Genomic DNA, 20,676 nt, shown 5'->3' on the forward strand with positions numbered 1-20,676 from the left:
ATTTGGAAAAACCCCATTGATTATTTCTTTGTGCTGTGTTAGAATATAAGGTAGAAATGCTTCAACTTTATCCTAACACAATTCTATTTGCGAAAGGAGTCAATACAAACATGACCAACAACAAAACAGTCCTCACCTGGCTTGAGGAGATGAAGGAGCTTGTCACACCTGATAACGTGGTGTGGATAGACGGCTCTGAGGAGCAGGTGGAAGACCTGCGCCGCCAGGCCTGCGAGACCGGCGAGATGATTAAGCTGAACCAGGAGAAGCTGCCTGACTGCTACTATCACCGCACCGCCGTCAACGACGTGGCCCGCGTTGAGGGCCGCACCTTCATCTGCTCCAAGAAGGAGGAGGACGCAGGACCTACCAACCATTGGATGGACCCCGAGAAGGCCTATAAGATGCTCTTTGACATCGCCAGGGGCAGCTATAAGGGCCGCACCATGTATGTCATCCCCTACTCCATGGGACCTGTGGGCTCCCCTCTTGCCAAGATAGGCATTGAGGTCACAGACTCCATCTATGTTGTGCTGAACATGTCCATAATGACCCGCACCGGCCAGAAGGTCCTGGACGTGCTGGGCGACAGCACCGACTGGGTGAAGGGCCTGCACTGCAAGGTTGACATCGACGAGGAGAAGCGCTATATCTGCCACTTCCCCGAGGACAACTATATCATCAGCGTAAACTCCGGCTACGGCGGAAACGTGCTGCTGGGCAAGAAGTGCTTCGCCCTGCGTATCGCCTCCTACCAGGCCAAGAACGAGGGCTGGATGGCTGAGCATATGCTTATCCTGGGCATTGAGAATCCCCAGGGCGAGGTGAAGTATGTCTGCGCCGCCTTCCCCTCTGCCTGCGGCAAGACCAACCTGGCTATGATGATTCCGCCCGAGGGCTACCGCGAGAAGGGCTACAAGGTCTGGACCGTCGGCGACGACATCAGCTGGATGCGCCAGGGCCCCGACGGCAGGCTCTATGCCATCAACCCGGAGAACGGCTTCTTCGGCGTGGCCCCCGGCACCAATATGAAGAGTAACCCCAACGCCCTTATCTCCACCCAGAAGGGCACCATCTTCACCAACGTGGGCCGCAACCTGGACGAGAACACCGTCTGGTGGGAGAGCCTTGATAAGAATCCCCCTGTCAATGCCGAGGAGTGGAAGGGCGCCAAGGTCAACGGCCCCGAGTTCATTGCCGAGGGCAACAAGCTGGCCCATCCCAACAGCCGCTTCACTGCTCCCGCCAAGAACTGCCCCTGCATCAGCCCCGAGTTTGACAAGGGCGAGGGCGTGCCGGTATCCGCCATCATCTTCGGCGGCCGCCGTCCCGACACCGTACCCCTGGTCTACCAGTCCAAGAGCTGGAACGCCGGCGTGTTCGTAGGCTCCATCACCGGCTCCGAGACCACTGCCGCCGCCGCCGGCGCCGTAGGCGTTGTGCGCCGCGACCCCATGGCTATGCTGCCCTTCTGCGGCTACCATATGGGCGACTACTTCAAGCACTGGATTGAGATGGGCGAGAAGCTGGGCGACAAGGCTCCCAAGATATTCAACGTCAACTGGTTCCGTACCGACGCCGACGGCCACTTCATCTGGCCCGGCTTCGGCGACAACTTCCGCGTGGTCGAGTGGATAATCAAGCGCTGCGAGGGCAAGGTTGACGCCGTTGAGACTCCCATCGGCTTTGTGCCCAAGGCTGAGGACATCAACCTGGAGGGCCTGGAGGACTTCACCATCGACACCCTGAAGGACATCCTCGTGGTGGACAAGGCCGCCTGGGCCAAGGAGGCCGAGGGCATCGAGGAGTTCTACAAGCAGTTCGGCGACAGGCTGCCCGAGGCTCTCAAGGAGCAGCTGGCGGTGCTGAAGGAGAACTGCAAGTAAACACTCAAGTTGCATAATATGGCATGATAGGAGGGCAGTCGGATTAAACCGACTGCCCTTTTTGTATACTATAAGGAGTTTTATCATGAACACTAAGCAAATCGCCAGTGAAATAGTTTCCGGACTGTCAGCATACCTCTCCAATGCGGACTTGCCCGCTGTACGCTCCGTATTTGTTTCCGGTTCCTACTGCCGGGGAGACTGGCTGGATAGTAGCAGCGACCTTGACATAACCGTAATACTCCGCGACACACAGCCTGCCGCCAGGGAACGCGACTTACAGCAGATACGCTCTGCTATCGCATCAATAACAGACGGCAGACCGTTCCCATCTCAGTGCCCGGACGGAGTGGATTTTGGTATAGTTTCCGATGACCTGATACCCAAAACGCAGGCTGAAGCTCGCGTGCCTTCACCCTACCCGCCGTTTTCAATAAACATGTTTGACCTGAAGGCGTACCACAAAATGCTCTACGGTGACGACATAAATGCCCTGCTGCCCACGCCCCCTTCGCCCGCTGAGTGTGCCGCAGACTGCCTGAGAGCTCTGAGCCAGCGGCTGAGCGCTTTGAACCTGACGGATACCCTCCGGGCCATGTTTCTGACATATAAGGCCATAACAGCCGCCCAGCTTCACTTTGGCGAGCCAACTCTGCACAAATACCGCATCTTGGAACTGTATCAGGAGCACATCCCCGATTTCCCGGAGAAATGCTTCGGCGAACGCGTTATCCGCAACTATATCGGGTCTTTCTACCCTGAACGCCCGCCTGAAGCCTTAGCCGTAGCGGAGTGCAAAAGCTTTGTTCCGGCGCTTGCACTCATCACTGGGGCGGCACCTCCTCCCTAAACCCCCTCACCCTGCTCCACTCCTTAGTGGCGTCGTCCCTCTGGACAGTGCTCTGGTGCCCTCTCAGCAGCCTGCATATCTGGTACACATCCACCCAAATTTCGCCGTTGCCCTCCTTCTGGCTCTCGTCAAATATAAGCTGCAGGCCGTAGTGCAGGTGGCTCTGCTCTATGCCGTTCACATTTTCCGAGGCGCTGTAGCCTGTGCGCCCCACATAGCCGATAACGTCCCCGGCCATTACAGTGTCCCCAAGCTCCAGGCCTTCGGCGAAGGGCCGGTCCTTTCTCAGGTGGGCGTAGTAGTGGTAGCGGAGGCCGTCAAAGCTCCTGATACCGATACGCCAGCCGCCGTACTGGTTCCAGCCCAGGGCCTCCACCTTCCCCGACTCCACCGCTATCACCGGCGTGCCCACCGCCGCCATCATGTCATGGCCCAGGTGCTTGCGCCTGTAGCCATAGTCCCGGCCCACGCCGAAGTCGTCATAGTCGCTGTATGGGAATGTCTCTGCAATGGGAGAGTATGCCTTAAGGCCGTAGCAGCTCTCCCAGCCCTCCTCCCCCTCCAGCTGGAACTCCCCTACAAATCCTCCCAGCACGGCCCCGTAGGCCTCCCTGTAATAGGAATAGCTGGGGGTCTCTGAGATATCCTCCCCGGCTTTGAGCTTTTCCACAGCACTGTCAAAATCCGACTGCTTATACAGCTTGAAATCCCCGCCGTACTTGGCCGCCAGGTAGGCCAGCAGGTCAATCCAGTCCACCGGCTCGCCCTCCTCGCGGGAGGCTTTATCCACCTCCAGCGCCCCCTTTAATACAGACTCCGGCACCTGGAAGTCCACCCACTTGATAAAATCCCGCTGGGCCTCCTCCCCTGCCGCCCAGACCTTAGAGAGCACCGGCACCAGCACAGCCGCCGCCAGCAGGACCCCAAGAGCTGTCAGCCTAATGCGCCGCCTCAACCTGACCGTACAGAACATGCTCCCGCCTCCCCACAGTTTTGGTCTATTCTATGCCTTTTCCTCCCTGGGTAGAACACGGCTCAGCACCATAGCCGCCTGCTCCCGGGTGAGCGGCCCCCTGGGAGCTGAGCCGTCCAGCAGCCCCTTTTCCCTTGCCCAGCCCCAGGCCTCACCTGCCCAGCCGGAAGGGACCTTCCCCTCAAGCTCCCTATTATACCTGTCCATAAATTCCTTGAACCTTTCGTAGTCCATACAGTCATCCCCCAAATATTTTTTCACCATCTCCAGAAACCGCTCCCAGCCCAGGGCAAGGGTCCTATGGGGACAGTTTTTTCTGTCGTAGTCCTGATGCTTCGTCACCCTATCCAGTCCCCAGCCCCGCTCCCTTAAGAGCTTTGCTATGAGCTCTGCGGCGTTATTCTCAGCCCTATCAAACCGCTCCCCGCCGCTTTTGGAATAGCATATCTCAATATGTATCCCTCCCATATTGCCCGGCCCGAGGCCGTCGCCGCTGGCCCAGGCGTTCCGGTCCAGGGGTAGCCCCTGGACCGCCTCAATATCGTCCACGGCAAAGTGGAAGCTCACCTCCTCGCCGCGGTTTATCATGTATGTTATCTCGTTTATGGCGGGCGCGTCGTTGCCGGTGTTGTGCACCACTATCCTGTCCGGCTCCCGCCCATAGGGGCACTTAATATTGTACCTCTCCTTTGGGCAGAGCTTCATTTTAACCGTCATATCCCCTCCCCCTCCTCGTCAGACTGCTTTCTCATGGCCTCAAGCATTTCCCTCAGAAACCGGGGATAGGGCACGCCCATAAGCCCCAGGTTTTCCAGTATGGACAGCCCCTCGTTTGCCGTAAAGAACAGGCAGACCCCCGCGCGGATAAAGCCGCCTGTCCCAGCCATACCGTCCAGCACCACCGCCAGCAGCACCACCAGCAGTATGCAGCACTTGCGAAGGAGCCCCACAAAACCCGCGCGGCTGGACAAAGCTCCCAGCTGGGTCTTGGGCGACCGCCTGAACACCGCCGCCACTATGAGCCCCGTAATATAGTCCGCCGCCATAAACGACAGCAGGGCTTTAAGGGCCACGTCCCAGCCCCCCAGGGCCTCCGCCGCCACAGCGCCGGCTGCCGCCAGCGCCCCTATCACCAGATTTTTTATATCACTAAAGTTATTCATCTTAACCTCCCCATAAACTCAAAATTTTGCCCTGCTGACTGTAAAGCTCCACTCCCTCTCCTCCACAGGCCTCTGCCAGCCCTGACGCACATGATAGGCGATAGCCAGGGCCATAACGCAGTCATCATGGGCCCCAGCCTGAGCCTCAGCCCTGCCGCTTCTGCTTCTCACAAAGCTGAGCATTTCCCTCAGGGTCTCAGGGTCGTTTATCCAGTCCGTATGCTCCCTGGCTACCTCCACCAGCCCCGCGATTATCACCGGCCTGGTGCTTGAGGTGGTGCGGAAGCCGTAGCTCGGCACGCTCCTAAAGCTCCCCGGGTCTATGCCCTCCCGGGCATATTGGTTTGGGTAGCCCTGCCGCTCAAGCTCCCTCATAGGGTAGCTGGAGAAATTGGCCTCAACAGCTATAAGCGCCCAGCAGTACCAGCGGCCAAGGCAGTATAGCTGCCTTGCGTAAACGTCCTCGTCCATGCGCCCGCGAAGGGTACAGACCTGCTCGCCGCTGTCCAGGTCCAGCACCTGGGCCACAAAGTAGTCCGAGCCCTCACCGGCAGTGTCCCCGCCGATAACATAGCTGTGCCCGGGCTCAGGAGGCCTGTACACGCTGACGCAGCCCCCCTCGTCCCCCGTAAAGCTCACGGTCTCCTGGCGTATCAGCACCCGGCCTGCCTGCTCGTCATAGCCGGTCTCAAAGATAAACTCCCCCCTCTCAATGGGCCCCCGGACCCTCTCAAGCCTCCCGGCAACCCTTCCCGGATGAAAAATGCTCCTGCCAAGCACCCCCCACTCACCAAGGCAGTACACCTGGTAATAGTATGGGTCGCTCTCCCTGTAGCCCTCCAGGGTCCGGCGGTAGTCCCCGTCTAAGAAGAGGTTGTCCTTATAGGTAGTCTTGAGCACTCTGGCCCTGGGGTCGGGGCTGTCGAAGAAGCGCCGCTTCAGCCAGTGCATTGAGGAGACCGGGTTAAAGGTGAGGGTCATCTGCTTGGTAAGCCCCAGGCCCCTCAGCCTCAGGTCAAGCTGATTAAACTGGCCCTCGGTGAGCTCTGAGGCCTCCTCTATCCACACATCCGTCAGCTCGCCGCCAGGGAACGTGACGGACTTCAGCTTCTCCGGGTCGTCCAGCCCCTTGAATATCACACCGTTGCCGTTTGCGCAGGTAATCCTGAGCTCACCGTCCCAGCACTTAAATAGGCTTGTAAGCCCCCACCGGCCTATGACCTGCTTGAATAGGGCGTATGTAGAGTCCCGGTGTGTAGCCGCCACAGCCCTTGCCACAAGCAGGTTTCTTCCTGGCTGCTCCATCAGCCGTATCAAAAGCCGCTGGGCGGTGAACAGACTCTTGCCGCTGCCCGCGCCTCCATAGAGCACCAGATACCGGCTCTCCTCCTCATACAAAAGGGGCAGATATACCGGATTGAAGGCCTCCTGTGGAATGATAACCTTCATGGCCTAACCTCCACCTGGATTTCCCCGCTCTCGGCAGCCCCTGGCCTCTCGCTGTAGCCGAAGCCGTTCTGCAGGATAAACTTGGCGCTCTGGGCAGTGTCCTTATGGTAGACCGACTGGATATTGGCCTCCTCAACCCGGGTCACGGCCCTTTTCACGACCCTGCCCGCCTTGCCTCCCCCGGACATGAGCTTATAGAGCTCAGAGCTGCTGTCCAGCCCAAAGGCCAGCGCCAGCCCCGGCAGAGAGGGGTGCTGCTCCTGCTCCCGGCAGTGCAGGAAGTAGGCCTCTGCAAGGCCGCCGTATTTTTTACCGCTGAGCTTCTTATGACCCATACGCCCTCCTCTTCCGGGCCCGGTGCTCAAATTCAATGGCGTTCTTCCGCTGCTCCAGGTACATCTCATAGTACCTTTTGCTCTGCTGCTCCCAGAGCATGGCCTTGTCCGGGTTCTTTGGCCGCTGTCTGCGCCGGGCCTTCACAATACTGCTAAGGCTGTCCCGCTCCCGTCTGGCCTCCTCTGCCATCTGCTCATAGTCGAAGTGTGCCCAGCAGGTCCAGTTATCTGTCGGTGTCATAGTGGTTTCCCCCTCACCTGTGAAAATCTATTGACGAATCGTCAATCTAATTTATATTATAATGTCAAATCGACAGCTTGTCAAGAGAATTTTGATTTTAGTTGACAATTCGCCCACAAATGGGATATACTTATCCTAAAGGAGTGAGCGAGATGAGCTTTCCCGAACAACTGAAATCCGCACGTATGGCAGCAGGACTGACCCAGGCTGAGATGGCCTCAGAGCTTGGCGTGGACAAGACGACCTATTCCGGCTATGAAACAGGCCGCCGCCAGCCGGATGTAAACCGCCTTAGGCAGCTGATAGACCTTTTGGATGTGCCCGCCGATGAGCTGCTGGGCACAAAGGGCGCCGGAACCGTCACCCCCGAGGAGCTGGGGCAGCTGCGCAAGTACCGTCTGCTAGACCTCCACGGTCGGGATTTGGTGGACACTATACTCCAGAAGGAGTATGAGCGTATGGCAAGCCCTACTGAGCCGGAAAGTGACGGCGAGAGATGGGTCACGCATATAAACTGCTACGATTTGGCGGTGAGCGCGGGGACCGGGGAGCCCTGGGCGGACCCGGCCTATAAGACCAGGCTGGAGATACCCGGTGAGCTGGTGCCAAAGCGCGCCCACTTCTGTGTGCGGGTAAACGGCGACAGCATGGAGCCCGCCTTTAGGGACGGCGATATCGTCTTTGTGGAGCGGGTAGAGGACTGCGTCAGGGAGGGGGAAATAGGTATCTTCTTCCTCAACGGCGACGGCTATATCAAGCAGCTGGGCCATAGGGAGCTAATCTCACTGAACTCAAAATACAAGCCCATAGAGCTGCACGACTACGACACCCTCTGGTGCCAGGGCCGTGCCCTGGGCAAGCTCACTATATAGGCGCACATAAATAGCTCCGCCGCATAAAATAGTCCTGGGGACAATCCCCAGGCTATTTTTATGAGAGGAGCTAAGAATATGGCAGATAAATTTGAGCCCTGCGGCCCGGACCCAACCCCGCTCCCGGCGGACCCGGTCCCGGCTATGGCATATGTGCCCTACCAGCAGTGGAGCAGCAACCTGCACAGTGCCGAGCGGGCGCTGGACAGCGGCACCCTTTTCCCCGTGCTGGATAAGCCCTTCTACGGCAGGAGAGGGGGCGAGCCCCGGTGAACGACAACCAGAGAGAGGCCATGAAGCGGAGGCTAAGCGCCATGCGGTTCGCCTGCTGGGAGCTGCACCTGTTTCTCGATACCCACCCCAACAACTGCGAGGCCGCCCGCCGCCTGGAAGAGTACCGCGGGCGGCTCGAGCAGCAGGTAAAGGAGTACGAGGAGGCCTTCGGGCCCTTAAACGAGCTCAGCAGCAAGACCAGCCGCTGGGACTGGATAAACGGTCCCTGGCCCTGGGAGAGGGAGGGTAACGAGTAATGTTTGTATACGAGAAGCGACTGCAGCACCCTGTGCGCATTAAAAATCCAAACCCAAAGCTGGCGAAGATAATTATGAGCCAGTATGGCGGGCCATCATGTATAATGTGATATAAGCCAATAAACAACAGAAAGGGATGGGCTTATGTCAATACAAAACGGAAAAGATTTCAAATGGGTCTACGAGCGTTACCTGGCGTGGTTCCACCAAAACGCCAAGCCGACGGCTGCTCCGAAAGATGAAGAAGGGCTGCTGCGCTTCTCTCTATGCCAAGAGAATGTGTTCGAGCAGGACGTTGTCTTCCTGAATCAGCTGTTCTTCGCCGTGCCGCTGCTGCCCTCTGAGAGCCTTACGGGACAGTTTCGGTTGTTTGTGTTTTCCGAAATGAACCTAATGAAGAAAATTCCTGAAATTGATGACTTTGATGTTATCACACCGGTCGAGTACGCGGTGATTTAAGTAAAGACAAAAGCCCCCGGCTCATCCAAACAAAGGGAAAGACCGGGGGCTTTCATATTCCGTTATAACTTATTCACCGCTCTCCAGACGATAATCGTGCCTTTCGTCTCAGACTTTGTAGGCCCCACCAAAAAAGAGCCTGGCGAGCCAAGAGCTTATAAGCTCTACACCGACAATTACGATGGCCGGCGGTGTTTGTTCCGGCTTGCCCATTGGAGCTTCTGATGGACAAGTACTCCGAGCCCATGCAGTATTCTGGAAATTACTCAAAATTAAAAAGGCGGCTGAGTTCAGCCGCCCCATCTGAACTGACGTACTCACCAGTACGCTTAATACAAAGTATCAGTTATCAGACGTATACAGTGCATTTCTGCCTGTAATCATAGTATACACAGCTTTCAAGGAAATGTCAAGGCCAAATGATTGGAAATAGCTCTCAACTTAATATTATTTGTGCGATACGATGTCCAAATACGATTTGCCAATATATCACTTGCTTGAATCAAATAATTACTTTTCGATTCACAATATAATATATCAACTGAAACCTCGCTAGAGAACACATTTGGATGGAATGTTCCATAATCCCAATTAGAAATCCCATAAACCAATTCTTCCAAAATAGAATCGCGCAAATTGTAGTATCCATTTGTAGCTGTTAACTGCTCATCAATATTTATATGCAGTCGGACATTCTCCGTTGGATATAGTAATCCCCTTCTTATCATATCTTGCAACTTGCTTTTAATACCCCGCTTCAAAACATAATCCTTATAACGACATATAGCACGCTTATCTGATAGAATACTCTCATAAACTCTACTGATGTCTACAGCTAGTGAAACAGTTTCACAATTCTGTAATGGAGTAAACAAAGCCCTTTTGTGTTTGAACGACAGACCTGCTGCCTTTAATTCCCCTTTTCTATTTGTAGAGAGCCGGATTTGCCTATTTGCATGGATATATTTCCTCTTTGCATCCTCAAGGTCTTGACGAGATAAAAATACATATCCTGCATAAACAAAAAATCCGCTAGGCTCGTTCCTGTGCAAAACGCCTGAGTCATCGAAGAAAAAATAAATATCTCTTATGATATTGTCCACCCTATTTCGCCAATTTTTTAAATTATAGCACAGAGCTACCTACATTGCAACAAATATTCTCCTTTTAGGCAATGATGCAAGCACTACCCACTTCAAAACTGGCATAGCCTGGAAAACCAAAAAGAAAAGCCCCCAGCCCTCCCAGCCGAAGCATCGGCCCGGGAAAGCCGGGGGCTCTCCTATGTCCTTACGTGCTCAGGGTCAAAGTACCCGCCCGCATCTTCTGATTGCGGACCTCCGCCTCAATCCTGCCCTCCAGATACCGCTCCAGGCTGCCATAAGCCGCCTCCAGATATTCAATAGCATCCTCTGTCAGCAGAGTCTTAGCTTTGGCAATAGCCACCTTCAGGGCCCACTCCTGACTCTCCTTTGTGAACCCGTCGGACTTCTTCAATGCGTCCACATAGGTCTGGCTGGTGTAGGTGACAGCGGTACTCACCGCGTCAGCCACAGCCTCCAGAAACCCTTTCGCCGTCTCGCTCTCGGACTTCTGGCCCAGGTAGCTGGCAATGGCCTTAATGCCCCTACCGGCAAAGGCCGCCAGCACCGGCACGGCGGCAATTAAAACAGCCTGCAAAAGCGTTGCTATAAATTCATTCATGCTTGTAACCCCCTAAAATGTCTGGCTATTTTCATGGTTATATTCAAAATTGGCGGCTTTTGCACTTTCAAAGGTGATGCCGCCCTCTTTGTGGTCGGATTTCGCCATGTTGAGATAAAACGAGCACACCACCCCATGAGCCGTCCAGGGCAGGCCCACCATCGCCGAAAGCCAGGGCAAAGAGCCCACATAGCCGTTATGTATGCAGTACGCCGCCAGCAGCAGGCCCCCGATTGTCACGGCCCACAGTAGCCAGCGGATGTCGGATATCAGCTTCTTTGAATAGCCGGGCCGTGGGCTGCCCTTCATATGCGCCGCCATCACAGCTTCTCCCGGATGCGCTTGGCAAGGACAGCAGCCTTGCAGTCGCTTTTGGTGAGCCCCAGCCTGCCGTTTCCTGTGCCGGCGATGATACCCTTCTCCACCAGCTCCTTAATGTCAGCCCGCCAGTAGCTGGGCACCTCCTCCAGGGTGTTATAGGTGGGGTTTATACGGCTGTTCTCCTCCTGAATCACTTTCCTTGTCTGTTCCAGCGTCATGTCTTCACCCTCCGTATCATTTTTAAGTAATGCTGCCACATCTCTGCGGACAGAGCCCATATCCTTGCCGAACCTTGGTAGCCAGTGGAGCACATCAGCATGGTCCGACCCCATCCCAAGCCTGTAGCTGTCTTTATGGCAGAGAATAGTGGGCACAGAGATATTCCCTACCGTCACCTTCCCATTAGGGTCAATGCCATAAAGCTTACAGAGATAGGCTGTCAATTCACAGGCCTCCCTATAGGCTTTCTCAAAGTAGCCCCTATCGTCAAGCCCGTCCTCGCATATTTCAAACTGTATCCAGCCGTCGTTGCAGCTTCCGTTTCGGCCCTGATAGCACCCCCACGGAGCGTAGTCCCAGGGCATGGCCTGTACTGTAGTAACCGTGCCGTCCGCAAGCTTCCCTATCCAGGCGTTGAGCCCGGCCTCCATATAGATATGGTTCCAGTCGTTGCCGTTGGGATTCCTGCCCAGCAGGGAGATTAGCCTCGCATAGTCCCTGTCGTTCCCGCTTGGCTGGACATACCGCCGAAGGTTGGGGTTATTCGCGCCGGTGCTGTGCCAGAGCACCCCCTTTACCCGCATTTTATATGTGTTCTTATAGCAGGTACTGTTGGTCTGTATACACACCAGGGGCTTATTTCTGTTGGAATACTTCACCTTTAGAGAGCTCCTTCCTGTAAAAAGTCGTGCTTCTTGAGCCGTTCCCTGTAGACCTCCCGGATGTTCTCAATAGCCAGCACGGCCCGGTTATTGGGATAGTCCGGGTGGTCTCTGCAGAAATCCTCGTAGGCGTCTATCTCTGTCAGCACCTCTATAAACTCCTCCTTGGTGTGGCCTATAGAGCGCAGGAGCTCGTTATTGAAGCGTAAAATTTCAAGCCGGTTGCTGTCCGCCAGCTGCTTCTCCACGCCGTACAGCTTGTCCAGCACCTCGCCGTTTATGGCCCTGCCTATCCACCGGGCTATGGCCGACCAGGGGTCCAGCTTAACGGGCGCGAGCTGGATGAATGTAAGCAGGAGTAAAAGGCCTCCGCCGGAATATGTTAGGATTTTGTCTAATGGCATCGCCTTACCTCCTTTTAACCTTGCCAGGAACTTAGCTCTGTTGGTTATTGTATGTGCTGCAGGCCACCTTAAAAAAAGCTTTGACCCACCTATTTGCTGTACATTGAAGAGAAACTTTCCCCGAATGAACGGTCTGACAAAGGAGAAACGATAACTGTTCTCAATGGTCTCCGGGGACATAATGTAGGTAAAGTTATATAAAAGGTTCGAGGGAAGTACAATGTCTAACATTGTTCGGAGCTTCGGCAAAAGCTCCGGTTTCTCCCATTTTATCTTTATGCTCACCAAATAGCTGTTCCGGCTCAGAAAACAATGGGCTGTATCCGGGCCATATAACGCATCCAGCATACGCTGCAGCGTGCGGTATGTATACGGCCTTTGCTCCATCATGCGGCTCAGCACCACTGCCCGCCGGTTTTCCAAACTTTCTTTTTTCGATGGAAAAATCTGTAGTAGCTTTTCAAATCGGGATATGCCGTATTCATCAGCGGTTGCTATAAATTCGTTTTTCAGCACCCGATCCGTAGCATCCCACAAAAGGTTAAATTCTGGGTTTTCAGCGGTAAGCGTTTCCCTGATTTCTTTGTACTCTGCAACAAATGGGGGAAGATATGAAACAAGATCAACAGTTCTCATGTTTCGCTCACACCTCCAAACACGGGAACTTGGAGTTTGTCAAGGGTTAAATTCTCAGTTAATCCGTTTAACTCTGTATCCCGTATATCAACAATCCCTTTAATTGCAAGAATCCGGGTTTCAATTTGACTGATCCGCACAATTAAATAAGGGGAATCGCCCCATTGCCGTCTAAGCTCGGTAAAATAGTCAGATATGGCCGTGTCAATGGAGTTTTGCAAGTTAGCCCAGCCAAAACCCACATCAAATGTAATATTAGTTTTTACATCCACATTTACGGGTGCTGCCCCCTCTACAGTTACCACATGGCCTATAGGGGCAAGCCCATACCCTTCTCCCGCGTTAATTTCGGGGTCAATGGCCGTTTGTACTGTTTGGATCAAAGTTTCTGTAGGTACCCCGAACTCAGAATCAAGGATCGTCAGCTTGACCGTGCCGCCGGTTGTCAATTTCTTGGCTTCGCCCGCATGATACACGGAAGAAAGCCAAAATTGCACATCCGGGTTTACTTCTCCAATTATCCCTTCATACCACGTTGTAACAGCGCTTGAGGGGATCATATCGGCGGGGGCAATATCCCCATTCCATACCCGTGTAACCCTTGTGGCCCCCACACCGGGGATCGCGTTGGTCTTTTCCAGGTAGTCATGAACATTACCGCCGAAAGCTCTATCCCCAAAAGAATTGAAATACCTTTCGCGTAAATCTTCTGTATCTTCTTCATCTTCGCCGGGTATAAGCACTTCGACCAACTCAGCACTTATCAGGCCATCTACATAATCAATAGGGATGATACTGCCCAAAAACTGATTGCCGCCTGTTCCCGATTCTTCACAGCGAACTTGATATTCACCATCGGCTATTTTCTCGGTAACTACAAAATTTGCGGTTTCAAGGCTAAAGCGCTTGCCTACCACATCCACAGTGGCCGGGGTAAATACCCCTTTCAGCACAGCATAAGTAGCCGGGCGGGGAGCGATTCCGCGCTCTTTGCAACGTAAAATAAGGAAGTCCCTGGACGCGGTATCTCCATAGGCTTCCTTAATAAGCGTGTCAAGCTCAAGATATAAAATTTGCAGCTCTATAGCTGTTGGTGAATGTGTGTCCCAAATTACCGATCCTTCCCGCTTATCCAGCTTATTGGATACACGGTCAAGCATCCGCTTGAGAATCACATCATAAGTCATGCTCTCATACATTTAGATTTCCACCTCTTTTTCAGCTTCAAAGCTGCCCAAATCCGTGTGAACGGTAAAGGTGGTGGAAAGCACCCCTCGCTTTGAAGTATCGAATTCAAAATCGGTAACCGCCGTAATACGGCTATCCTGTGTAAGCGCTTCCGTTACACGTCGTTCCAGCTCGGGGCATACATACGATATCGCTTGACCGAAAAGGTCTTTCAGCTCTATCCCATAATTCCAGGAATAGATAATATAGCTGTATCTTTCAGTATTGAGAATTTTGTAAACGGCCTGTTTAATTGCTTCCAGGCCGTCAGTGTAGCCCTGTATCCTCTCTCCCGTGTAGAGGTTCATTTTATAGGTCTTGCTGGGCTGCTCGACAAATTCAACCGGCAGACTTAGCAATGTGGCATTTCCCGGAATCATCCCAGCCATTCCCCCTTTACAATGTGTTCGCTTATCCTATCCAGCACAAGAAAGCGCTGCCCCTCTTGAAAACGTACTAGAATAACCTTTTCCCCTTTCAAAAGGCCGTTATACACTCTAATGCGCTTGCAACCCTTGTATTGGTGATTGTGGCTTTCATATTCGGCTGCGCCGCTGCCGCCGCCCCGGTTTTCTGTCACATGGTCTACCTCTATATCTACCCAATGATCGGTAACAGCTTTGGTAAATTCAAGCTGGGCCATACCCAATACCAGCTTTTGATCTACTGTGATTTCAATGGGTGAAACTTTGGTAACTGTTCCATATAGCACCGCCGCCGGTTTACTGTTTTCTACAGCATTTAGGGCTATACGCTTCACCATATGGACAAACCCAGTATAGTTAGGCAATGAACTCACCCCCGCGCAAATTCAAATCCATAAAATGCTCACTTTCTTTGAAGGTATGCACCACCTTTTCTACCAGCATAAATGTATTGGCAATGATATCCCCCAAGTCAAGAGAAACGGCCACAAGGGAACCGGCCCTTACCCTAGTATCTCCCAGTGCTTTTGTGATTTTGAGTTTCCGGGTTTTGCAATTATACAGGGAAAGAAGGGCATCCGCTTTAGCTGCGCCGTTTTCTCCCTCTTTGAGAGTGTCATAATACTGTAAAAGGCCCCACTTGTTTATATGGGAACTGTCTTTTGCTATGTACACTTCCCGCTTACCTGTTTTCTCATTATCATAGGTCAGTTTAGAGCGCCGTTTAGAATAGCTTGCGCCGCCGCTGCAGCCAATGTAGCTACTTGATACGCTATGAAAGCCGCCGCAACTCCATATACTATCGGACTTATCCAGCTCCAATTACCGGCTACAAAGTTTGCAAGCATCACAAGCAGATTAAAGGCTTGCAGCACAATATCTGCAACTGTGGTAATGGCCGCTATAGCGTTATCGGCGAACTGCTGAAAACGGTCACTGTTTGCCAGTTCGTTTAACTGTTCAAGCACTGGCTGGAAAGCCATAATGGCATTGTTTTGAATGGATGTGGCAATTTGCGCGAAAGTCTGGGGCATACTTTCAAACTGTGCGTTTGTTTCGTCTGCCGCCGCAAACATAGCGTTTTTCACGATATCTGCGGTAATCTGCCCTTCTGCGGCCAAATCTTTTAGCTGCCCCTTGGGTACATCAAGATAATCTGCAATAGACTGGATAATGTTGGGCGCTTGCTCCAAAATGCTGTTAAATTCCTCGCCCCTGAGAACGCCCGATCCCATAGCCTGAGAAAGCTGCAACATGGCCGCATCTATGCCCGCCGCTTCTGTACCGGCAATAGCAAATTTCTTGTTAATCTGCTCCATGAAAGCAACTATTTCCTCAGAACTTCCAAAGGCATCCCCGGCCATAAGGCCCAGCTTAGAAACGGCATCGGCGGTTGCTTGGTAAGACCCCCTCGCCCTTTCAGCAGACTGGAAAATCATGCCCTGTAGGTCTTTGGTGGTCTGTAAGCCATCATTCATCATATTAAGGCGGGCAGTAGTGGAAGTAAGTTGATCCGACAAACCCAAAGCCTTTGAAACTGTCTGTACAGAAGCATAGGCCGCCGCCATACTGCCAATCGTGCGCATGAGCGATCCGGCTTCTGTATTGCCTTGTGAAACTTTTTGATTAAACTTTTCTTGTTCCCCGGTATTGTCCCTAATATAGCGCTCGGTGCCGCCAATCGTCTGAGAAAGCCGTAAATAGGCTTCATTGGCGCGGCTTACATCCATATCGGCCACGGCATCATTAAGCGCTTCCTGAGCCGCCAGGGCTTGATTTAAGTGCCCTCTGAGCTGTTCCAATTCAGCGTTTGTTTCATCGGTGCCGATATCAACCGGGTTGCTTGTGATTTCATTGATCCGTGTCTGAATCGCGCCAATACGCCCTTGCATGGCTTGTAAATCCTGTAACGCATCCGGCGAGAAGATGTTGCTTTTCGCCGCCTGGTTATTTATGCGGCTTTGCGTGGAGTAAAGCGAACCCAACATATTATTAGCGCTCTGAACCTCAGCTTCAAAGCGTTCTATACCTGTATTTTGAAACACCGGCATGGTGTCTGTTTTCCAAGTTAAAGGAACTTCAACCGGGGGGATTTCTGGAACCGCCGGAGTGCTACCCCCCAGGTTGCTTAGTTCCTCATTAAAGCTTTGCGCGGCCATTTCGGCACGGGCTATGGAATCCCGCAAATTATCCATTGTATGGGTATCTATTTCATTGCCGCTGGCCCGCTGCATATCCTCAAATGCGGATACGGTTAGATTAAGCGCATTGACAATGGAAGTTAAGGGGCCTGTAAAGCCGTCATATAATTCTACCCCTGTCTGTATACTAGCCATACTCAATGCGCCCCCTTTTGCTTTGCCTCAAGTTTTTTGCGGTCTTTTTCTTCTTTCTCGATCCGCACTTTGATAGAAGCTATCACAAATGCTTTTTCTTCATCGGTCATTTCCAAGAATACGCTTGGTAAAATGTGCAGCTTTTCCAAGCAGTAATGCGCATAGACGGATAGCGCATCGCCGCCCTCAATTAGTTTTTTGCCTCGTCAACCTTATCTTCCAGGGAAGTTGTGAAGCCGTTGAACTTCTGGACAAAAGCGGCAAAATCGTCATATTCGCCGGGGTCGTCCACCAAAGCGTAAAGAAGTTCTTCCGGGGTCATTACCCCATAGGAATCCTGCAAAGCGCTGTCGTACAGGTCAGGAGAAACGCAAGAGGCCACCAGCAGCTTTGCGATATATTCGCTGGTGCTGATCTTCTGGCGGTACATACCGTTCTTGCCCTTGATGGGGATTTCTTTCATGCAGCTTTCGCGGAGTTCGGTATTTTCCTTACTGGAAATGGGGCGCAACTCCCACAAAACCGGCTTCCCGTCCTTATCCACAATGGACTTCGTGGCCGCATAGGTTGTATTTTCCTTTACCTTTTTGTTGGCCTTCATGAACTGAGAGAAATTAGACATAATAAAAAACTCCTTTAACTTAGATAAAATATGAAAGAATCCCCCGATTAGTCGGGGGATTCTCCCTTGTGCCTTAGCCCACCACAAAACCGGGCAAATCCAGGAACTTCTCAGGCATTTTGAAGTCCTCAAAGGTGAAGTCCATTTCTTCATCCAGGTATTCACCATCCGCATCGAACTTGGCTAAACTCTTTCGCCGCCTTAGCGGGTACAGTGTTGCCCGTAGTAGCCATAGAGAATACACCCTTGAGAATCGCCAAAAGCATTGCCTGCTGGACTTCCACCTTGTATTCGCTGATCTGCTTGGCCACATTGTCCATGAAGTCAACGCCCGCCGTGATATTCTTGGAAAAGCTGCGCTCTGTCCAGGAATCCATACGGGAAGCGGTCACAAATCCACAGCTCTTTGTGTTTCCGCTTTTTAAGTTGCTCTGTGTTACAGTTACAAAATTCCCGCAATCGCACTTGCAAATCCACATAGACCCTGACTTTGCCTTTTTATCAGACCTCCTTATGACCGTTAGCCGACCAAAACGGCTTCCAGTCAAATCAATCATTTTTCCCATGACATTCCTCCTTGAACTTGTCCATCAGTGCATCCGTCGCTTTTTCAAGTTCTGGTTTCGTATTGTGCAGAATGTTAGTAGCCACATAGAGCAGTTTGAGAATTTGCTCCGCGTAGTGGGGGAGGAATTTGGAATCCTCTTTGGATTCAAAATACCGTTCCGCCTCTGCCAATACCGCACAAGATAGTTCGATTTGGTACTGCTGCTGTTCGATTTCAGCCATAATGTCGAATATGGACATATCTGCCCCTCCCAATTTACGCCAGAAAATGGCGTTTATTTTTTCTCTATATTACGCCATAATAAGGCGTAAGTCAAGAGCTTTTTGTTAGGAGGTTCGAAAATGTTCAACGACCGGCTTCGTGCAGCACGCATTTTCCGTGGATATACCCTCCAAAGAACAGCAGATGCAGTAGGTGTTCCTCTTCGCTCATACCAGAAATACGAAAGCGCTGATAGTGAACCAGATTTTGAGATGCTTATAAAATTAGCAAATCTATTTGATGTTCCTACTGATTTTCTTTTGGGCCGAGATGATTATTTGAGGAAGCTCGAAGTATTCGTTGATGTACCCCCAGAAGGTCCTCCAAGGCATCCCAAACCTCGAATGAACCGCTAACTTCCTCATATTCGATTTTCTGGTAGTGGCGCAGTGTTAGACCTAACTTTTCCGCCATCGCCTGCTGAGTTAGCCCAGCGGCCTTGCGGGCGTTTTTGAGATTTTCCCTCATGGTCTACTCTCCTCTATATTCATATGGAGTAATTCCGTATGGAACTCTCCAACCATTTGCCGCTATGCGGTCAATCATTTGTCGGGCAGTTTCAAACTTCCATGTTCCTACATGACGAAAACCTTTGTTTTCCAAAAAACGTATCTGTTTTGGTGTTGTAAGCCCTTCCTGGCGGCGGGCATCCAGCCGGTCCAGCAGTTTTGCGGCCTTACCTGCGTTATCTATCTGGTCAGGGAAGATGCCGAGCTTTTCCAATGCTGCTATCTGTTTCTCAGAGGGCGGGGCCATTTCCCAGCCGAAGGACGGCACATAGCCTGCAAGGTCCTCGGCCTGAATGGACATTTCAAACTGCAGCGGGTCCACCAGCTTGCGCTTACGGTTGCGCATCTCCCTAAGCTGCTTGGCAAGGGCCTCCTCCCGCTGGGCCACAACGTCCTCACTGGCAGCTTTCTCAGCCTGCTCCAAATCAATCGGCTCCCCAGCGTTCTCAATGTTCTCGGTCATCTTTCGGGCCACTTCCTCGTTCTCGCAAATAAGAGATGCAGGGTGGCAAAGCTCATGGCGCTCGGTGTGCCAGAGGAAGTCAAGCAGTAGAAGGTGGTCTTTGCCGGGGAAGAGCCGGGTCCCGCGCCCTACCATCTGGCTGTACAGCGAGCGCACCTTCGTGGGCCGCAGCACCACTACGCAGTCCACAGAGGGACAGTCCCAGCCTTCGGTGAGCAGCATGGAGTTGCACAGCACGTTGTACTTACCGCTGTCAAAGTCGGCCAGCACCTGGGCCCTGTCCTGGCTCTCGCCGTTGACCTCTGCCGCCCGGAAGCCTTTCTCGCAGAGGATATCCCGAAACTTCTGGGAGGTCTTCACCAGGGGTAGAAATACCACGGTTTTGCGGTCCCGGCAGTATTTGTCCATCTCTTCGGCAATCTGGTACAGATAGGGGCCCAGGGCGTCTCCCAGGTCGCCTGCTTTAAAATCCCCCGCGCTTAGCCCTACCCCGGACAAATCCAACTTGAGAGGCACGGTGAGGGCCTTGATAGGGCTGAGATAGCCCTCCCGGATTGCTTTGGGCAGAGTATACTCATAGGCCAGCGACTCAAAATAGCTGCCAAGATTACGCATATCCCCCCGGTCGGGAGTTGCGGTAACGCCCAGCACATTACTAGTCTCGAAGTACTGCAAGACCCGCTGGTAGCTGTCGGAGATGCAGTGATGGGCCTCGTCGATGATGATGGTGCCGAAATGCTCGGGGTCGAACTGGCTCAGCCGCTTCTCTCTCATCAGGGTCTGGACGGAGCCTACCGTCACCCGGTACCAGCTCTGGAGGCTGGTCTGCTCTGCTTTCTCCACCGCACAGCCCAGGCCGGTGGATTTTTTGATTTTGTCCGCTGCCTGGTCTAATAGCTCCCCCCGGTGGGCAAGAATAAGTACCCGCTGGCCGGCCTTTACGCAGTCTTCGGTGATTTTGGCGAATACGATGGTCTTGCCGCACCCCGTGGGCAGCACCAGCAGTGTGCGCCGGATGCCCTCCTCCCACTGGCTTTCCACGGCAGCACGGGCCTCTTGTTGATATGGACGCAGAGCAAGTATGCTCTTTTCCATCAGAACTCACCCGCCTTAAATCCCTGGGCGGGTTTTTCCACAGGCTCATAAAACCGCTTGATTTCATTGCTCTGCTTCTTCTCGCCGTCCCGGTCGCTGACCCATTCCCGGATGCCCACCTTGCACCGGCCCTTTGAGCCGATAACCTTGCTCCAGTTCATGCGCAGCTTTTCACCGTGTTTGCGCTGGCCGATACTGCTGAAGAACGCACACAGCAGGCCCTCGCACTTACTGTGCAGGAACAGATTGTGCTTTATAGCCGCCTTCCCCTCAGGTGAGTCAATAGTGATGGAAAGCACCGCCTTGTTGCAGGGGGGAAGCTTAGCCCCGCCGGCATAGTGCTCCCGCTCAAAGTCTGTAACCGTAAAGTCGTAGTCGCCCGGAGGCAGAAGGACAAATTCCGGGCCATCGTTTTCAATAACGTCCTCCCAGTCCAGCTCTCTCTCGTGATTTACAAATTCCATAG

General features: G+C 52.9%; 28 protein-coding genes and 4 pseudogenes. 8 read left to right on the forward strand and 24 right to left on the reverse strand.

All coding sequences use genetic code 11. The annotated features are described in order from the left end of the window. The first annotated feature begins 110 nt into the window (after window positions 1-110). Both D5270_RS10530 and D5270_RS10535 read left to right on the forward strand, forming a co-directional pair. Complete coding sequence (locus tag D5270_RS10530) at window positions 111-1,886, forward strand: phosphoenolpyruvate carboxykinase (GTP) (protein ID WP_166544069.1); 1,776 nt, start codon at window positions 111-113, stop codon at window positions 1,884-1,886. 85 nt (window positions 1,887-1,971) lie between these two features. Next, on the forward strand, window positions 1,972-2,736 hold the full coding sequence (locus D5270_RS10535; RefSeq protein ID WP_166544070.1) for a nucleotidyltransferase domain-containing protein: 765 nt from the start codon (window positions 1,972-1,974) through the stop codon (window positions 2,734-2,736). On the opposite strand, the gene D5270_RS10540 is transcribed toward D5270_RS10535, so the two are convergent. The 6 genes from D5270_RS10540 to D5270_RS10565 are packed head-to-tail and all read right to left on the reverse strand — an operon-like array spanning window position 2,711 to window position 6,897. Then, window positions 2,711-3,709, reverse strand: coding sequence for a M23 family metallopeptidase (locus D5270_RS10540; protein ID WP_166544071.1), 999 nt, complete (start codon window positions 3,707-3,709; stop codon window positions 2,711-2,713). The two genes, D5270_RS10535 and D5270_RS10540, sit on opposite strands and share 26 nt — an antisense overlap. Before the next feature lie 30 nt (window positions 3,710-3,739). Then, entirely contained in the window at window positions 3,740-4,426 is a 687-nt protein-coding gene (locus D5270_RS10545) for a peptidoglycan recognition protein family protein (RefSeq protein WP_166544072.1), read from the reverse strand. Continuing rightward, window positions 4,423-4,872: a phage holin family protein gene (locus D5270_RS10550; protein WP_166544073.1), complete on the reverse strand. Its 450-nt coding sequence runs from the start codon at window positions 4,870-4,872 to the stop codon at window positions 4,423-4,425. The genes D5270_RS10545 and D5270_RS10550 overlap by 4 nt, the downstream gene beginning before the upstream one ends. An 18-nt stretch (window positions 4,873-4,890) precedes the next feature. Beyond that, on the reverse strand, window positions 4,891-6,321 hold the full coding sequence (locus D5270_RS10555) for a PBSX family phage terminase large subunit (RefSeq protein WP_166544074.1): 1,431 nt from the start codon (window positions 6,319-6,321) through the stop codon (window positions 4,891-4,893). Then, window positions 6,318-6,656 (reverse strand): terminase small subunit, encoded by a 339-nt coding sequence (locus D5270_RS10560; RefSeq protein WP_166544075.1) that lies wholly within the window; start codon window positions 6,654-6,656, stop codon window positions 6,318-6,320. The genes D5270_RS10555 and D5270_RS10560 overlap by 4 nt, the downstream gene beginning before the upstream one ends. Then, window positions 6,646-6,897: a hypothetical protein gene (locus D5270_RS10565; protein WP_166544076.1), complete on the reverse strand. Its 252-nt coding sequence runs from the start codon at window positions 6,895-6,897 to the stop codon at window positions 6,646-6,648. The genes D5270_RS10560 and D5270_RS10565 overlap by 11 nt, the downstream gene beginning before the upstream one ends. Window positions 6,898-7,049: 152 nt before the next feature. On the opposite strand from D5270_RS10565, the gene D5270_RS10570 reads away from it, so the two are divergent. The 5 genes and pseudogenes from D5270_RS10570 (at window position 7,050) to D5270_RS10590 (ending at window position 8,758) form a co-directional block, all read left to right on the forward strand. Beyond that, window positions 7,050-7,769 carry an XRE family transcriptional regulator gene (locus D5270_RS10570; RefSeq protein WP_166544077.1) on the forward strand — a complete coding sequence of 240 codons (720 nt, stop codon included), beginning with the start codon at window positions 7,050-7,052 and terminating at the stop codon, window positions 7,767-7,769. A gap of 78 nt (window positions 7,770-7,847) precedes the next feature. Then, window positions 7,848-8,042: a spore coat associated protein CotJA gene (locus D5270_RS10575; RefSeq protein WP_166544078.1), complete on the forward strand. Its 195-nt coding sequence runs from the start codon at window positions 7,848-7,850 to the stop codon at window positions 8,040-8,042. Continuing rightward, window positions 8,039-8,299 carry a spore coat protein CotJB gene (locus D5270_RS10580; RefSeq protein WP_291502059.1) on the forward strand — a complete coding sequence of 87 codons (261 nt, stop codon included), beginning with the start codon at window positions 8,039-8,041 and terminating at the stop codon, window positions 8,297-8,299. The genes D5270_RS10575 and D5270_RS10580 overlap by 4 nt, the downstream gene beginning before the upstream one ends. Then, window positions 8,299-8,394, forward strand: a pseudogene (locus D5270_RS10585) (manganese catalase family protein); the annotation flags it as partial. The gene D5270_RS10580 and the pseudogene D5270_RS10585, both read left to right, overlap by 1 nt. 49 nt (window positions 8,395-8,443) lie before the next feature. Further along, window positions 8,444-8,758, forward strand: coding sequence for a hypothetical protein (locus D5270_RS10590; RefSeq protein WP_166544080.1), 315 nt, complete (start codon window positions 8,444-8,446; stop codon window positions 8,756-8,758). A gap of 398 nt (window positions 8,759-9,156) precedes the next feature. Here D5270_RS10590 and D5270_RS10595 read toward each other — a convergent pair whose 3' ends face one another. From D5270_RS10595 to D5270_RS10655, 15 genes and pseudogenes are all read right to left on the reverse strand, one after another. Next, window positions 9,157-9,861 carry a DUF3800 domain-containing protein gene (locus D5270_RS10595; RefSeq protein ID WP_207709358.1) on the reverse strand — a complete coding sequence of 235 codons (705 nt, stop codon included), beginning with the start codon at window positions 9,859-9,861 and terminating at the stop codon, window positions 9,157-9,159. 187 nt (window positions 9,862-10,048) lie between these two features. Continuing rightward, a complete protein-coding gene (locus D5270_RS10600; RefSeq protein WP_166544081.1) occupies window positions 10,049-10,462 on the reverse strand; it encodes a hypothetical protein in 414 nt (137 codons plus the stop codon). A 12-nt stretch (window positions 10,463-10,474) separates the two neighbouring features. After that, window positions 10,475-10,783 (reverse strand): hypothetical protein, encoded by a 309-nt coding sequence (locus D5270_RS10605; RefSeq protein WP_166544082.1) that lies wholly within the window; start codon window positions 10,781-10,783, stop codon window positions 10,475-10,477. Further along, entirely contained in the window at window positions 10,783-11,661 is an 879-nt protein-coding gene (locus D5270_RS10610; protein ID WP_166544083.1) for an N-acetylmuramoyl-L-alanine amidase, read from the reverse strand. The genes D5270_RS10605 and D5270_RS10610 overlap by 1 nt, the downstream gene beginning before the upstream one ends. A 2-nt stretch (window positions 11,662-11,663) precedes the next feature. After that, complete coding sequence (locus tag D5270_RS16785; protein WP_243150334.1) at window positions 11,664-12,068, reverse strand: hypothetical protein; 405 nt, start codon at window positions 12,066-12,068, stop codon at window positions 11,664-11,666. 195 nt (window positions 12,069-12,263) lie between these two features. After that, window positions 12,264-12,704: pseudogene (locus tag D5270_RS16790) on the reverse strand (putative phage tail protein); the annotation flags it as partial. Beyond that, window positions 12,701-13,903: a baseplate J/gp47 family protein gene (locus D5270_RS10620; protein ID WP_166544085.1), complete on the reverse strand. Its 1,203-nt coding sequence runs from the start codon at window positions 13,901-13,903 to the stop codon at window positions 12,701-12,703. The gene D5270_RS10620 and the pseudogene D5270_RS16790, both read right to left, overlap by 4 nt. After that, the gene (locus tag D5270_RS10625; RefSeq protein ID WP_442858600.1) at window positions 13,904-14,320 is read right to left on the reverse strand and encodes a DUF2634 domain-containing protein; all 417 of its coding nucleotides are present in this window, start codon (window positions 14,318-14,320) and stop codon (window positions 13,904-13,906) included. Further along, on the reverse strand, window positions 14,308-14,721 hold the full coding sequence (locus D5270_RS10630; protein WP_166544086.1) for a DUF2577 domain-containing protein: 414 nt from the start codon (window positions 14,719-14,721) through the stop codon (window positions 14,308-14,310). Before D5270_RS10630 ends, D5270_RS10625 begins: the two co-directional genes overlap by 13 nt. After that, window positions 14,714-15,031 (reverse strand): XkdQ/YqbQ family protein, encoded by a 318-nt coding sequence (locus D5270_RS10635; RefSeq protein WP_330587479.1) that lies wholly within the window; start codon window positions 15,029-15,031, stop codon window positions 14,714-14,716. The genes D5270_RS10630 and D5270_RS10635 overlap by 8 nt, the downstream gene beginning before the upstream one ends. 32 nt (window positions 15,032-15,063) lie before the next feature. Beyond that, window positions 15,064-16,692 (reverse strand): tape measure protein, encoded by a 1,629-nt coding sequence (locus tag D5270_RS17130; protein WP_166544087.1) that lies wholly within the window; start codon window positions 16,690-16,692, stop codon window positions 15,064-15,066. Between the two features lie 190 nt (window positions 16,693-16,882). Continuing rightward, window positions 16,883-17,314 carry a phage tail assembly chaperone gene (locus D5270_RS10645; protein WP_166544088.1) on the reverse strand — a complete coding sequence of 144 codons (432 nt, stop codon included), beginning with the start codon at window positions 17,312-17,314 and terminating at the stop codon, window positions 16,883-16,885. A gap of 73 nt (window positions 17,315-17,387) precedes the next feature. Next, window positions 17,388-17,501 (reverse strand): annotated as a pseudogene (locus tag D5270_RS17255) (phage tail tube protein); the annotation flags it as partial. Continuing rightward, window positions 17,476-17,691, reverse strand: coding sequence for a hypothetical protein (locus D5270_RS10650; RefSeq protein ID WP_243150335.1), 216 nt, complete (start codon window positions 17,689-17,691; stop codon window positions 17,476-17,478). The gene D5270_RS10650 and the pseudogene D5270_RS17255, both read right to left, overlap by 26 nt. Before the next feature lie 172 nt (window positions 17,692-17,863). Continuing rightward, on the reverse strand, window positions 17,864-18,103 hold the full coding sequence (locus D5270_RS10655; RefSeq protein WP_166544089.1) for a hypothetical protein: 240 nt from the start codon (window positions 18,101-18,103) through the stop codon (window positions 17,864-17,866). Window positions 18,104-18,223: 120 nt separating this feature from the next. Here D5270_RS10655 and D5270_RS10660 point away from each other — a divergent pair, with 120 nt between their 5' ends. After that, complete coding sequence (locus D5270_RS10660) at window positions 18,224-18,499, forward strand: helix-turn-helix domain-containing protein (protein WP_166544090.1); 276 nt, start codon at window positions 18,224-18,226, stop codon at window positions 18,497-18,499. Window position 18,500: 1 nt separating this feature from the next. On the opposite strand, the pseudogene D5270_RS17260 reads toward D5270_RS10660, so the two are convergent. From D5270_RS17260 to D5270_RS10675, 3 genes and pseudogenes are all read right to left on the reverse strand, one after another. Then, window positions 18,501-18,611, reverse strand: a pseudogene (locus tag D5270_RS17260) (helix-turn-helix transcriptional regulator); the annotation flags it as partial. Window positions 18,612-18,614: 3 nt separating this feature from the next. Continuing rightward, a complete protein-coding gene (locus D5270_RS10670) occupies window positions 18,615-20,210 on the reverse strand; it encodes a DEAD/DEAH box helicase (RefSeq protein WP_166544092.1) in 1,596 nt (531 codons plus the stop codon). Next, window positions 20,210-20,674, reverse strand: a complete 465-nt coding sequence (locus D5270_RS10675) for a DUF669 domain-containing protein (RefSeq protein WP_166544093.1) — start codon at window positions 20,672-20,674, stop codon at window positions 20,210-20,212. The genes D5270_RS10670 and D5270_RS10675 overlap by 1 nt, the downstream gene beginning before the upstream one ends. Window positions 20,675-20,676: the final 2 nt, after the last annotated feature.

The sequence above is a fragment of the Acutalibacter sp. 1XD8-36 genome, from assembly GCF_009917525.1.
In the GTDB taxonomy this organism is placed as follows: domain Bacteria; phylum Bacillota; class Clostridia; order Oscillospirales; family Acutalibacteraceae; genus Acutalibacter.

Bases quoted from the DNA above. Each gene is read 5' to 3' on its own strand.
- D5270_RS10530 (WP_166544069.1), top strand. From the start codon at position 111: ATGACCAACAACAAAACAGTCCTCACCTGGCTTGAGGAGATGAAGGAG.
- D5270_RS10535 (WP_166544070.1), top strand. From the start codon at position 1,972: ATGAACACTAAGCAAATCGCCAGTGAAATAGTTTCCGGACTGTCAGCA.
- D5270_RS10540 (WP_166544071.1), bottom strand. From the start codon at position 3,709: ATGTTCTGTACGGTCAGGTTGAGGCGGCGCATTAGGCTGACAGCTCTT.
- D5270_RS10545 (WP_166544072.1), bottom strand. From the start codon at position 4,426: ATGACGGTTAAAATGAAGCTCTGCCCAAAGGAGAGGTACAATATTAAG.
- D5270_RS10550 (WP_166544073.1), bottom strand. From the start codon at position 4,872: ATGAATAACTTTAGTGATATAAAAAATCTGGTGATAGGGGCGCTGGCG.
- D5270_RS10555 (WP_166544074.1), bottom strand. From the start codon at position 6,321: ATGAAGGTTATCATTCCACAGGAGGCCTTCAATCCGGTATATCTGCCC.
- D5270_RS10560 (WP_166544075.1), bottom strand. From the start codon at position 6,656: ATGGGTCATAAGAAGCTCAGCGGTAAAAAATACGGCGGCCTTGCAGAG.
- D5270_RS10565 (WP_166544076.1), bottom strand. From the start codon at position 6,897: ATGACACCGACAGATAACTGGACCTGCTGGGCACACTTCGACTATGAG.
- D5270_RS10570 (WP_166544077.1), top strand. From the start codon at position 7,050: ATGAGCTTTCCCGAACAACTGAAATCCGCACGTATGGCAGCAGGACTG.
- D5270_RS10575 (WP_166544078.1), top strand. From the start codon at position 7,848: ATGGCAGATAAATTTGAGCCCTGCGGCCCGGACCCAACCCCGCTCCCG.
- D5270_RS10590 (WP_166544080.1), top strand. From the start codon at position 8,444: ATGTCAATACAAAACGGAAAAGATTTCAAATGGGTCTACGAGCGTTAC.
- D5270_RS10600 (WP_166544081.1), bottom strand. From the start codon at position 10,462: ATGAATGAATTTATAGCAACGCTTTTGCAGGCTGTTTTAATTGCCGCC.
- D5270_RS10605 (WP_166544082.1), bottom strand. From the start codon at position 10,783: ATGGCGGCGCATATGAAGGGCAGCCCACGGCCCGGCTATTCAAAGAAG.
- D5270_RS16785 (WP_243150334.1), bottom strand. From the start codon at position 12,068: ATGCCATTAGACAAAATCCTAACATATTCCGGCGGAGGCCTTTTACTC.
- D5270_RS10620 (WP_166544085.1), bottom strand. From the start codon at position 13,903: ATGTATGAGAGCATGACTTATGATGTGATTCTCAAGCGGATGCTTGAC.
- D5270_RS10625 (WP_442858600.1), bottom strand. From the start codon at position 14,320: ATGGCTGGGATGATTCCGGGAAATGCCACATTGCTAAGTCTGCCGGTT.
- D5270_RS17130 (WP_166544087.1), bottom strand. From the start codon at position 16,692: ATGGCTAGTATACAGACAGGGGTAGAATTATATGACGGCTTTACAGGC.
- D5270_RS10645 (WP_166544088.1), bottom strand. From the start codon at position 17,314: ATGTCTAATTTCTCTCAGTTCATGAAGGCCAACAAAAAGGTAAAGGAA.
- D5270_RS10650 (WP_243150335.1), bottom strand. From the start codon at position 17,691: ATGGATTCCTGGACAGAGCGCAGCTTTTCCAAGAATATCACGGCGGGC.
- D5270_RS10655 (WP_166544089.1), bottom strand. From the start codon at position 18,103: ATGGCTGAAATCGAACAGCAGCAGTACCAAATCGAACTATCTTGTGCG.
- D5270_RS10660 (WP_166544090.1), top strand. From the start codon at position 18,224: ATGTTCAACGACCGGCTTCGTGCAGCACGCATTTTCCGTGGATATACC.
- D5270_RS10670 (WP_166544092.1), bottom strand. From the start codon at position 20,210: ATGGAAAAGAGCATACTTGCTCTGCGTCCATATCAACAAGAGGCCCGT.
- D5270_RS10675 (WP_166544093.1), bottom strand. From the start codon at position 20,674: ATGGAATTTGTAAATCACGAGAGAGAGCTGGACTGGGAGGACGTTATT.